The organism is Pyrobaculum ferrireducens, assembly GCF_000234805.1.
GTDB classification, from domain to species: domain Archaea; phylum Thermoproteota; class Thermoprotei; order Thermoproteales; family Thermoproteaceae; genus Pyrobaculum; species Pyrobaculum ferrireducens.
On sequence record NC_016645.1, the window covers coordinates 949,561 to 961,733 of the forward strand.

Annotated in this window: 10 protein-coding genes; 5 read left to right on the top strand and 5 right to left on the bottom strand. The window is 57.8% G+C overall.

Annotated elements, in window-relative coordinates; translation table 11 throughout:
* Nucleotides 1-17 precede the first annotated feature (17 nt).
* Together P186_RS05225 and P186_RS05230 are read right to left on the bottom strand one after the other, a co-directional pair.
* A complete protein-coding gene (locus P186_RS05225) occupies nt 18-413 on the bottom strand; it encodes an acyl-CoA thioesterase (RefSeq protein ID WP_014288399.1) in 396 nt (131 codons plus the stop codon).
* Complete coding sequence (locus P186_RS05230) at nt 413-1,546, bottom strand: acyl-CoA dehydrogenase family protein (protein WP_014288400.1); 1,134 nt, start codon at nt 1,544-1,546, stop codon at nt 413-415. Before P186_RS05230 ends, P186_RS05225 begins: the two co-directional genes overlap by 1 nt.
* 73 nt (nt 1,547-1,619) lie before the next feature.
* On the opposite strand from P186_RS05230, the gene P186_RS05235 reads away from it, so the two are divergent.
* Genes P186_RS05235 through P186_RS05255 form a run of 5 tightly spaced genes read left to right on the top strand, consistent with a single transcriptional unit; the run spans nt 1,620 to nt 8,032 of the window.
* Complete coding sequence (locus P186_RS05235) at nt 1,620-2,759, top strand: thiolase domain-containing protein (protein WP_148682754.1); 1,140 nt, start codon at nt 1,620-1,622, stop codon at nt 2,757-2,759.
* Entirely contained in the window at nt 2,756-3,094 is a 339-nt protein-coding gene (locus P186_RS05240; RefSeq protein WP_014288402.1) for a Zn-ribbon domain-containing OB-fold protein, read from the top strand. The genes P186_RS05235 and P186_RS05240 overlap by 4 nt, the downstream gene beginning before the upstream one ends.
* Nucleotides 3,091-4,374 carry a class I adenylate-forming enzyme family protein gene (locus tag P186_RS05245; protein ID WP_014288403.1) on the top strand — a complete coding sequence of 428 codons (1,284 nt, stop codon included), beginning with the start codon at nt 3,091-3,093 and terminating at the stop codon, nt 4,372-4,374. Before P186_RS05240 ends, P186_RS05245 begins: the two co-directional genes overlap by 4 nt.
* Entirely contained in the window at nt 4,371-6,689 is a 2,319-nt protein-coding gene (locus P186_RS05250; RefSeq protein ID WP_014288404.1) for a xanthine dehydrogenase family protein molybdopterin-binding subunit, read from the top strand. The genes P186_RS05245 and P186_RS05250 overlap by 4 nt, the downstream gene beginning before the upstream one ends.
* Nucleotides 6,686-8,032 carry an FAD binding domain-containing protein gene (locus tag P186_RS05255; RefSeq protein WP_014288405.1) on the top strand — a complete coding sequence of 449 codons (1,347 nt, stop codon included), beginning with the start codon at nt 6,686-6,688 and terminating at the stop codon, nt 8,030-8,032. The genes P186_RS05250 and P186_RS05255 overlap by 4 nt, the downstream gene beginning before the upstream one ends.
* Here the strand turns inward: P186_RS05255 and P186_RS05260 are convergent.
* Genes P186_RS05260 through P186_RS05270 form a run of 3 tightly spaced genes read right to left on the bottom strand, consistent with a single transcriptional unit; the run spans nt 8,017 to nt 12,104 of the window.
* Nucleotides 8,017-9,855 carry an AMP-binding protein gene (locus P186_RS05260; protein ID WP_014288406.1) on the bottom strand — a complete coding sequence of 613 codons (1,839 nt, stop codon included), beginning with the start codon at nt 9,853-9,855 and terminating at the stop codon, nt 8,017-8,019. The two genes, P186_RS05255 and P186_RS05260, sit on opposite strands and share 16 nt — an antisense overlap.
* 45 nt (nt 9,856-9,900) lie before the next feature.
* Nucleotides 9,901-10,650: an enoyl-CoA hydratase/isomerase family protein gene (locus P186_RS05265; protein ID WP_014288407.1), complete on the bottom strand. Its 750-nt coding sequence runs from the start codon at nt 10,648-10,650 to the stop codon at nt 9,901-9,903.
* Nucleotides 10,647-12,104, bottom strand: coding sequence for an aldehyde dehydrogenase family protein (locus tag P186_RS05270; RefSeq protein WP_237179474.1), 1,458 nt, complete (start codon nt 12,102-12,104; stop codon nt 10,647-10,649). The genes P186_RS05265 and P186_RS05270 overlap by 4 nt, the downstream gene beginning before the upstream one ends.
* Between the last annotated feature and the right edge of the window lie 69 nt (nt 12,105-12,173).

The following is a 12,173-nucleotide window of genomic DNA, read 5'->3' on the forward strand; positions in this document are numbered from 1 at the left end:
CGGCGGACCGTGTGCAACTACTCGACACTCATCCACGCCTCTATGAGCTCCTGGGGGCACCTTGCCGATCTCAGCCTTCCACCCTCGTTTTCTACACATACCGCCACTATGTAGCCGGAGGCCGAGAGGAGCCCCGTCGTCTCGTTAAATATCTCAAAGCCGAACTTAACCGCCTTTTCCCTAAGCTCCAAAGGCCTCAATACCACGCGCGCGACGTCGCCGCGTTTCAGGGGGGACTTAAACACTGCGTGGGCCTCGACCCGAGGCATCAGGCTGTGCACATCTAGGAGACCTCTTGACCTGTAGAACTCCTCCTCTGCGTGTTCCACCAGCGTGAAAAACTCGGAAAAGTGCACGATGCCAGCCGCGTCTGTCTGTGACCAGTATATGTAAAACCTCGCCTCAAAAGGCATTACCCGACCTCCCTATCTAGGAATTTGAAGAGGGTGTTTAGGATGATTTCGTTGGTGCCTTCGTAGATTTCCGTCACCTTTGCGTCTCTGTACAGCATCTCTACATGGGCGTCTTTTGAGTAGCCGAAGCCGCCCATTATCTGGACGGCCAGTCTGCTGTTCTCCACCGCGGCTCTTGAACCCAGCACCTTCGCCGCCTGGGCGTAGAGGACGAACTGGGGATCCCCGCCGTCTCTCATCTTCGCGGCTGTGTAGACGACGCTCCTCGCCGCCTCGGCCTTGATGTACATCTCCGCCAGGTAGTGCTGGATAATTTGAAACTCGGATATGGGCCTCCCAAATGCCACTCTCTTCTTTGCATATTTAAAAGCCTGTATAAAGGACTCCTCTGCAATTCCCAGGCCCAGGGCCCCCACGTTCAGCCGGCCTAGATTTATGCCGTTCATGGCCACTCTCCACCCGCCGTTCACCTCCCCCACCACGTCGTCGTCGCCAGCTCTGCAGTTGTTAAACTTCACCTCGGCGGTGCCAGATCCGTGCATCCCCATAACCTCTATGGGCGTCGCCTCGATACAGGAGCTTCTTGGTATGAGAAATGAGGTTATTGCCCTGTGCCTAGCCTCACGCGGCCCGGTTCGGGCGAAGACTAGGTAGTAGTCGGCGTGTAGGCCGCTGGTTATCCACATCTTAGTGCCGTTTAGAACCCACTCCCTGCCCACCTTCTCAGCCCTTGTTTCTATGGCCGCGGCGTCTGAGCCGCAACAAGGCTCCGAGAGGGCGAAGGCGGCTACGTAGTCTCCGGCGGCTATTTTGGGCAGAATCTCCTCTTTCTGCCTCTTGTTACCGAGTTCGTAGATGTTGTGAGCAATCATGGAGCCCTGTATCTCCGCAATTGTGGCGAGGGCCGGCGACGCCCTGGCCAGCTCTTCTATAATCACCACCTGGGTTAGCGTGTCGGCGGACCCCCCGCCGTACTCAGCCGGCACCAGGGGGGCCAGGAGGCCGAGTTCCCCGAGCTTCTTGACTAGGTCCCGTGGGTACTCGCCGGCCTCCATCTTCTTAATCTGGGGGAGGACCGCCGAGTCTACAAATTCCCTAACGGTCTTTCTAATAAGTTGTATTTCCGCAGACATGGTACATATTTGAAGTTGATAATTAAGCTTTTTGGATTCGTGAATACTTAAATATCTAGATATGTCTGGCTACATGGTCGTTTTTCTCGCCGGGGTTGGGATGTCGCGTATCGGCAAGAGGGCGGAGGCTGGGTGGGAACTCGTCGCCGAGGCTTTCAACGAGCTGTTGGAGATGGGCATCCCGCCGGAGATAATCGACGCCTTGTATGTAGGCGTCCAGTCGGAGACATATGAACACCAAATCATGTACGGCACCTTAGTCGCGGAGAGGCTGGGCCTCCTCCCCAAGGAGGCTTACAGAGTGGAGGCATGCGCCGCGGCTGGGGCGCTTGCCCTCCACACGGCGTATCTCGCCGTTAAGTCTGGCCACGTAGACGCGGCGCTGGCCGTGGGGGTGGAGAAGATGACTGCCAGATCCACTGAAGAGGTCACCGACGCGCTTATGGCGGCCAGCGACTACATAGACCAGATGAGCGGCGTCACCATACCAGCCCACTACGCTATGATAGCTAGGCGCTATATGTATCAATACGGGGCCACCGAGGAGGATTTGTGTATGGTTGCTGTTAAAAACCACGAACACGCCGCGGCTAATCCCAAGGCGCATTTCCAGAGGAAGATAACTCTAGAGGAGTGTCTCAAGAGCAGGCCCATAGCGACGCCGCTTAAGCTCTACGACGCGGCGCCTATAAGCGACGGGGCGGCCCTCGCGCTCGTAGTCTCTGAAAAAATAGCCAAGAAGTTACCCACGCCTCTTGTGGAAATAGCCGCCTCCGAGGTGGCTACAGACACCTTAAGCATATCCCAGAGGCCCGACTTGACCTACCCGAGGGCTGTGGCTGAGGCGGCGAGGAGGGCCTACGAAAAGGCAGGCGTTACGCCCAAGGATATAGAGGTTGCTGAGGTGCACGACGCCTTTACCATAAACGAGGTGTTGATATACGAGGCGGTGGGCTTCGCCGAGAGGGGTGGTGGATATAGACTGATACGGGAGGGAGCGACGAAAATTGGAGGCCGCATCCCGGTCAACCCCAGCGGGGGGCTGAAGGCAAGGGGCCATCCCATCGGCGCCACGGGCCTCGCCCAGGTTTATGAGCTTTATCTACAGCTCGCCGGCTGGGCCCACGGCAGAAATACCGGCGCCCGCGTGGCTCTTGCAGTGAACGAGGGGGGTGTAAACTCCGCCGCAGTGGTCCATATGATGAGGATATGAGCCTCAGGAGGTACCTGGCTGAGGGGAGGCTTGTGGGGTCTCGTTGTAGGCGGTGCGGCTACGGCTACTTCCCCCCGGCGCCGAGGTGTCCCAACTGCCGGGGCCCCGTGGATCTTGTAGACATCCCCAAGAGGGGGGTTGTGTTGACATACAGCACTGTTTACGTATCGAATGGGAGGTTTAAGACGCCGTATACGGTGGCGATCGCCAAGTTTGGCGACTTCCAGCTACCTGGATATGTGGAGGCCGAGAAAATTGAGATAGGAGACGAGGTGGTTTGGGAAGTGGGGCAAACAGGTTCTGGAGAAACGTGGTACGTGTTTAAGAGGGTATGATTGACTTCTGGGCCAGGTCCCAGCCAGACAAGACCGCGGTTGACGACGGGGTGGAGAGGCATAGCTACGGCGAGTTGCTGAGGAGATCTCTTAGAAACAGGACGGGGGGCCGGGTTTTCTTCATAGCTAGGAATTCGTCGGCGGCTTTAGCTTCGCTGGTTGGGCTTCTGTCCTCTCCGTCAACAACCGCTCTTGTTGACCCCTTGACTGTATCTGAGGACTTAGAGTTCCAGCTGGAGGACTTCCGGCCAGATATCTTGTTGACTGACGAGGAAGTGTACGGACGCAACGCCGACGTATTTAAAAAGTGGAAGGCGGTGAAGATAGGGGAGTGGGGCTCTGAGGGTGGCGGGGGGCTTGGGGAGGTTGTGATGTACTACGCGGGGGTTGCCGGGAGGACTATGCAAGTGGTGCACGCCGCTGAGGGGTTCTGGAGGTGTGCCCACAGCCTCGCCACTGCGATGCAGTTGACGCCGAGCGACGTGGTGCTCGTGACGCCGCCCCTCACCCATGTCCTGGGCCTCCTGACCGCCATGGCCGCGCTTATGTCGGGCGCCACGGTGTTGTTAATGAGGCGTTTTGATGTTGACGCGGCGGTTAAACTCGCTGAGAAAAGCACGGTGATTGTGGGGGTGCCGACGGTGTATGCCGAGCTGAACAAGGCGGGGGTGGGGAGGCTGGGGGCTAGGTACGCCGTGTCTGGGGGGGCCTATCTACCTCCCGACGTCCAGCGGAGGTTTGAGGAGGCCTCGGGTGTGCCTATTCTCCAGATCTACGGGCTAACCGAAGCCCTTGTGCTGACCTTCCAGCCACCCCAGCTAAAAGACGCAAAGGGAACGATAGGCATACCGTTGCCTTGGGTTGAGGTGAAGCTTGCCGAGGACGGGGAGTTGCTTGTAAAGTCGCCGTGGAATATGAAGAGGTACGGCGACCCGGCGGAGACGGAGAAGGTGTTTCAAGACGGCTATTTGAAAACGGGAGATATTGTCTCGATGGATGAGAGGGGGCTTCTCTACTTCCGGGGGGTGAAGAAGCGTATGATTAAGTACAAGGGGTACCCAGTCTTCCCAAGGGATTTAGAGCTTATTCTACTTAAACACCCCGCGGTTAAGGAGGCGTTGGTGAAGGGAGAGCCCGATCCCGAGGTGGGCGAGTTGCCTGTTGCCTACGTCGTGCTGAGGGGGCAGGCCTCTGAAAGAGAGCTGCTCGACTTTGTAAATTCGAGAGTTGCCTTCTACAAGAAGTTGAGGAAGATATACATAGTGGATAAGTTGCCATGACTTACCGGGAGGGCCTTAGGGCTGTCACCGGCAACGGCGAGTATATAGACGATCTGCCGTCTCCGCCGGGGACGCTCCACATGGCTATTCTGAGGTCTCCGTATCCCCACGCAGTGGTTAGGAAAATAGACGTGTCGGAAGTGCGGCGGCGGGGCGGCGTGGCCTACACGTCTGAAGATCTCCTAAGGGTTGTCAAGGCCCCGTTTCCAAACGCCCTCGGACTGCCTATCGACTACTATCCATTTGCCGTGGGGAAGGCCCGCTACTTCGGAGAGCCCCTCGCCGTGGTGCTCGCAGACGACGTCTACAAAGCAGTGGATCTCCTGGACTATGTAGAAGTTGATCTAGAGCCTCTGGAGCCTGTTGTGACAATAGACGACGCGTTGCGGGGGAGGGCGCTGGTCCACGAGAAGCTGGGGAGCAACGTTGCTATGAGGAAAAATATGAAGTTCGGCGATGTGGAGGGCTTCTTCAAGGCGGCTGACGACGTGGTGCGTCTGGAGTTTAAATTCCCCAAGCACACCGCCATGCCTCTGGAGCCGTACGGCGTCTTGGCGTCGTGGCGCGGCGATGAGCTGTACCTCACTGCAAATTTCCAAGGCCCCATGCTCTACGTCTACTTCATAGCCAGGGCCCTCGGCTTGTCCACGGCGCAACTACACATCAAGACGCCTAGGGACATCGGGGGAAGCTTCGGTATTAAATACTCCATCTACCCATACGCCGTCCTGGCCGCCGCCTCCTCTAGGCTCGCCGGGAGGCCGGTGAAGTGGGTCGAGACAAGGCAGGAGAATTTGGTAGCCAGCAGCTCCAACGGAGAGAGAAGGGGCTACGTGGAGCTGGCCCTGAGGAGAGACGGGAGGATAACCGCAGTCCGCTACCACTTTATTGAAGACGTGGGGGCCTACCTAAGGCCGCCTGAGCCGGGGGCTCTGTTTAGAATACACGGCAATTTAAACGGGGCCTACGACATAAAAGCAATTGAGGCCGACTACACAGTCGTATTCACTAACAAGTCCCCCACGGGGCTGAACCGCGGCTACGGCGGCCCCCAGTTCTACTTCGCACTTGAGAGGGCGGTGGAGGAGGCCGCAAGGAGGCTGGGGCTAGACCCGCTTGAGTTTAGAATTAGAAACTTGGTGAGGGAGTTCCCAGTGACGGTAGGCAGCCAGAAGTTCTACGAAACCCCCACCGGCGGTCTATACCCGGCCCAGGACTACGTCACGGTTGTAAAGGCTCTAGAGCCCGAGTATAGACGCTGGCAGGAGGAGAAGAGGAGGGGGAGGAGGGTGGGCGTCGGCATCGCCGTGGTGGTGGAGCCAAGCGGCACCAACCTCGGCTACGTCGACGTGGCCCTGGACGCCGAGAAGAGGAAGTATCCACACTCAGGGGCTGGGGAATACGTGACCGTAAGCGTAGATCCAAACGGGGTTGTCGAGGTTTTTGTAAACGCCACAAACGAGGGTCTCGGCCACGAAACCGCGCTCGCCGAGGTGGTGGCCAGGGAGCTGGGGGTTAAGCCTGAGGATGTGAAGGTGGTCTTCCAGACAGATACCGACAAGCTTTGGGCGCTGTCTAGCGGTAGCTACTCCAGCAGATTCGCCCCCGTGGTGATCAGCGCCGCGATTGAGGCGTGTAGAAGGCTGAAGGAAAAAGTAATGCTACTAGGGGCGCACTACCTAAAGGCAAGGAGAGTTGCCTACTCAGATGGGTACGTAGTTGACCTAGATAGACCTGAGAGGCGTATAGATCTGAAGCGCATTGCCTCCGCCGTGCACTGGGACCCGGGCGGGTTGCCGGAGGGAATGGAGGGCGGCCTCGTGGCTACCGCCTACTTCCAGCCCCCCACGGTGAGGGCGCCGGTTGGCGATCGCGTAAACTCCTCGGCGGCATACGCCATACAGGCCCACCTCGCCGTGGTTGAGCTCGGCGACGAGGGCATAAAGCTCGTGAGGTACGTAGTGGCCCACGACGCTGGGAGGATAATAAAGAGGGAGTTGCTTGACGGGCAACTCCACGGGGGGATACACCACGGGGTTGCCATGGCCCTCTACGAGGAGCTTAGATACGGCCCGGACGGCACCCCCAAGTCGCTGTTGCTAGATACCTACGGCACGCCGACGCTGGCGGAGTTTGTAGACGTGGATGTGGGGCTTATCCATTTCGAGACGCCTGCGGTGTATCTGCCCTCCGGCGCATACGGCGCCGGGGAGGGCCCCGTCATGGGGGCGCCGGCGGCTGTTGCAAACGCCGTCTCCGACCTACTGGGGGTTCCCATCAACGAGCTGCCAGTTAGGCTTGAGGCGTTGATATGAGGCCTGCATATCCCCCCCAGTTTAGGTACATCAAAGCCACCTCGCTGGCAGAGGCGCTTGAAGCCGTGAGAGAGGGGGCGACGCCTCTCGCCGGCGGCCAGTCACTGTCGACGCTTCTCAAGCTCAGACTCCTCTCGGTGGAGGCTTTGGTGGATATTTTTGAGCTTGACGAGTTGAGGTACGTAGAGAGGAGGGGGGATAGACTCGCCCTCGGCGCCTTGCTTGTGCACAACGACGTGGCTATGCACAGGGAGGTGGTGTCTTGGGCCCCGGCGCTTAGCGAAGCCGCGTGGCGGATAGCAGACATACAGGTTAGGAACAGGGGGACGCTCGGCGGGTCGCTGGCGCACGCCGACCCAGCCGCGAACTACCTGCCGCCTCTCATGGCTCTAGACGCCGAGGTGGTCCTGCGAGGACGGGGAGGGGAGAGAGTGGTGAGGGCTGAGGAATTTGTCAAGGGGCCCTACTACACAGTGATAGATAGAGAGTTGGTAGCCGAGGTGCGGGTACCCAGGTGGGAGAGGCAGGCCACCGTCGTGTTTAAGATAGGCGGCGCCTCCTACCCCAGTCTTGTGGTAGCCGCGGCTGTGAAGGTTTCAGAAGGCGTAGTTACAAAATCCCGCGTGGCGGTCGGCGGATACTACACGCGTCCCGTGGCTGTGGATAAGGCTCTAGACGGCGCTGGGCTTAAGGGCCTTGACTCACACGCAGAGAAGATACTGGATCTACTGCCGCAGGACGAGCCCTACGAAGACCCGCACCTAAGTTTTGAAAAGAAGCGTAGACTCCTGCCTCAACTCCTCGCCCAGGCCCTACGCAGAGTGGCCGACGGCGCCGAGTGGCGCCTCCCCACCAGAGACGCCATAACTAAGTGGAGGGGAAATGGGGGCGGCCAGTTGCTCCTCAACGGCCGGCCGGTGGAAGTCGACGTAGAGCCGCGCGTCTTGCTAATTGACTTTCTCAGGAGGGCCGGCGCCACGGAGGTGAAGAGGGGGTGCGACGAGGGGCGTTGCGGGGCGTGCACGGTGTTGATAGACGGCAAGGCTGTCAAGTCTTGTACAATATTCGCCGTGCAGGCCAAGGGACATGAAGTAACAACCGTCAAGGGGCTGTCGCAAGACGGGCTAAACCCGGTCCAGAAAGCCTTTCTAGAGGAGTACGCCTCTCAATGCGGCTACTGCACCCACGGATTTATCCTAGCAGTATATCACTATCTTAAAGACGTCGACCCAGAGGCAGATCCCGGAGTTTTGAAAATGTCAATTAGAAACATATGCAGGTGTACTGGTTATGTAAATATACTTAGAGCTATTAAGAAGGCGAGTTCCTACCTGAGGAGGTAGCGCAACTCCTCTACAGCCTTCTTCACCTCCTCTACCGAGGCCTCGTCTTCCAGCGTGGACAGGTCGCCAAGCCCCTCGCCGGCGGCCACGGCCCTGAGCACACGCCTCATAATCTTACCCGTCCTGGTCTTAGGTAACTTATTCACGACATACACCCTAGACACGACAGCCACCGGGCCCATCTCTCTTCTCAAAACGGCGGCGACGTCCTCCGGCTTGACAGAGGCGCCTTCCCTAGGCACCACAAACACGGCAAGGACGGCGCCTCTCAGCTCGTCGGGGATCGCCACAGCCGCCGCCTCCACAACGTCTGGGTGGGTCATGGCCACGTTCTCCACCTCGGCCGGCGCTAATCTATGCCCCGCCACCTTAATCACGTCGTCGCCCCTCCCCAGGATGTAGATATAGCCATCCTCGTCGTAGTAGCCCACGTCGCCTGTGTAGTAAAGCCCAGGAAACCCAGACCAGTACGTCTCCACCCACCTCTTTGGATTCCCCCAGACCCCCAGCGCAAATGCCGGAGGCGTCGGCGGACGCACCACCACGTGGCCCTTCTGCCTAGGCGGCACCTCTCTCCCGGAGTCATCCACCACAGTTATCCTCAGGCCGGGGTATGGGAGGCCCACGGAGCCAAGCCTATACCTTATTCCGCCGACGCCGAAGCCCCCCGGCGCGGCTATGAAGCCGGAGTTCTCGGTCTGGCCCCAGGTCTCTATCACGTGGCACTCCCCGCGTTCTCTACACACATTTTTCCATAACCACCTCCAGGGCTCGACGCCGAGGATCTCCCCGGCGCTTACCACAAGCCTAAGCGACTTCATCTCATACCTCCGGGGCCACTCATCGCCATACTTCATTAAAAGCCTCACAGCGGTGGGAGCCAGCCATATAAAAGACGCGCCGGTCTTCTCAATCAACTCCCACCAGACACCGGGGTGCGGGTAGTCAGGCGCGTCTTCGTACCACACCACCACGGCGCCGTTCAGCAGAGGGCCGTAGGTCCCGTATGTATGGCCGTTAATCCACCCAACATCAGCCGTGGAGAATAAAACATCCCCCTCCCTGAAGCCGAATAGCCACTTGGTGTGGGCATATGCCCACACCATGTACTGCCCATGTCCGTGGTACAACCCCTTAGGCCTGCCCGTGGTGCCCGATGTGTATAGAATAAACAGAGGCTCCCCCGCCTCAACCCACTCAATTGCGTCGCCGCAACCCCCGGAGCCGCCTTCGAAAGCCCTCCTAGACCGGTCGTATATCAAGATGTCTACAGATCCCACCCTCTTGGCGGCCTCCTCGGCGTTCGGCAGTAGCTCAATCCTCCTCCCCCTCCTCTCCATGTAGTCCGCCGAGATTAGCAACTTAGAGCCGGAGTCCGCCAGCCTGTCTGCCAGTGCTTGTGCGCCGAAACCTGAAAACACCACGTTGTGCACGGCGCCTATTCTGGCGACAGCCAGTAGTAGAAATAGAGTTTCAGGTACCATCGGCATGTAGATGGTCACTCTGTCGCCCCTCCCCACGCCCCGGCTTCTCAACACACAGGCTATTTCTGCGACCTTCTTCCTCACGTCGCCGTATGTGTACCGCTCTATTGAACCTGAGGAGGAGGCCCAGATAAACGCCGGCCTGTTCTCCTGCCAGCGATCCAGTGCGTTGTACGAGATGTTGGTATCCCCACCGACAAACCATCTGTAGAAAGGTGGGTTGGAGTCGTCAAGCGTCTGCGTCCAGCGTTTACGCCAGTAGAGCTCACCAGCTACTTCGCTCCAGAACTCCTCAGGTCTTTCTAAAGACCTTCGATAAAGATCTCGAAACATGTACATGAAAGGTTGACCCTATTTAACTTTATTTTACTATTATATATAATTCTAGTTTCCAGTATAGCGTGGCTTGCGTTTTTCTTTAAACGCCTTTATCCCCTCGGCAAAGTCGTTGCTGTATCTCAAGAGGCCGAACAACGACCTCTCGACTAGGTAGCCAACCTCTACAGAGCTCTCCAGCGCCGCTCTGACAGACGCCTTCAAAGCCCTCACAGCCAGCGGCGGCAACTCCGCAAGCTCCTTCGCCAGCTCCTCCCCCCTCCGCTCCAAATCCCCCGGCGCAACCACCTCGTCCACCAGACCCAGTCTATGGGCTTCCTCCGCCGACATCCTCTTGCCAAGCAGTAGGTAGTAGAGTGCTCTGGGGCCTAGGAATTTCACTAGCTTAGTCAAGCCGCCGCTCGCTGGGATCATGCCCAGCCGCACCTCCGGCAGTCCCAGCACCGCGTCTGAGGCTACGATTCTGACGTCACAAGCCAGGGCTATCTCAAAACCCGCCCCCAGGGCGTAACCCCTTATCAATGCAATTGTGGGGATTGGCAGATTTGATATAGATTCTATAGTCCTCCCCCACTCCAGTAGATCCATCTGAGATGTGTGGAGAAACTCCGTCACGTCGCCACCCGCGCTGAAGGCCTTGTCTCCCGTCGACCTCACTACTAAAACCTTTGCGCCGCTTTCGGCCACCTCCTCCACAGCCTCGCCAAGCCTTTTCCGCATCTCAAGAGTTATGAGATTCAGCGGGGGGTTGTCAATGGTGATGTAGGCGATGTCGCCCCTAGTCTCTAGGCGTATCATTTAAGGGCTGAGGGTATGGGGAAGCGGCGTGTCCTTAGCGTCACTGTGACCCAGCGGTCGTAAGTTGTCTCGTGGAAGCTCCACTCGCCGCCCTCCCTCCCCACGCCGCTGGCCTTTATCCCGCCGAAAGGAACGTGGGACTCCTCTAGGAACGTGACGTCGTTTATGTGGAACATCCCGCTCTCCACAGCCTCAGCTATTCGAAACGCCCTGTTGACGTTGTTCGTCAAGACGGCGCCGCTGAGGCCGTAGTCTGTGTCGTTAGCCACCTCCACCGCCTGGTCGTCGTTTTCCACAACTACAATAGGCCTCACCGGGCCGAACACCTCCTCCCTCATAATTCTAAAGTTTCTATCCACATCTACGAAAATGGCAGGCTCGAAGAAGTTGCCCCAGCTCCGTCCTCCAATTAATAAACGGCCGCCTCTAGACACTGCGTCATCGACGAACTCCTTCATCAAGGCGACCTGCCTCTCGTTGATGAGAGGCCCTAGATCCACTTTTTCGTCCTTCCTAGGGTCGTCTATTCTCAACATCTTCACATAGTGGACATAGCGCTCGATGAATTTATCAGCCACAGCCTTGTGCACTATGATCCGCTTGGCGGAGGTACATATCTGCCCCTGGTGGAACAGCGAGGCGAACACCGCCAGCCTCGCGGCGTAGTCCACATCCACATCGTCTAGAATAATCAGGGGATCGCTACCCCCCAGCTCCAGCGTCACCGTCTTTAACGTCCCCGCGGCCTTCGCGGCGATTTCCCTACCGGTCGAGCTCTCCCCCGTAAACGTCACGTGGGCCACTCTCTTATGCGTAACAATCTCCTCCCCCACCACCGGGCCCGGCCCAATGACGAGGTTGAAGACCCCCTTGGGCAGGCCCGCCTTAGCCACCATCTGCGCAATTAGCCAGCCGGTGACGGGGGTGTCGGAGGCGGGCTTGTACACCACGGTGTTGCCCACGGCTAGTGTATGTGCAATTTTTTTCATAGAGATAGACAGCGGATAGTTCCAGGGCGTTATGACCCCCACGACCCCCTTACTCCTCTTAAACACGACAGATATGGTGGACTCGCTGTCTGACTGCAACACCCTGCCTTGGTAGTGCCTGGCGAGCTCGGCCGCGTTCTGTATAAGCCTTTCTGTAAACACAACCTCGCCCCAGACTTTCCTGTACGTGCCACCTCCCTCGACTGTTAGGATTTTCATAAAATCCTCTTTCATCTGGCGGAAAACCTCCAGCATCTTGTACAGATACTCAGCCCTTCTTATCGCCGGGATGTTGGCCCACGCCTTGAGCGCCTCGAATGCTGAGTCTATAGCTTCTCTAGCGTCCTCCCTACCGCTTCTCGGCACCTCTGCGATCTTACTGCCGTCTACAGGCGAGGTTTTTACCTGAAAAGCCCCCGTACTTGGCTCTTTAAACTCCCCATTTATGTAATTGGCCACCTTCATGATATTCAGGTCTATCATTAAGTATTTAAAAATTTCTCTACAAAGAGGTTATGGAAATTGAAATTATTA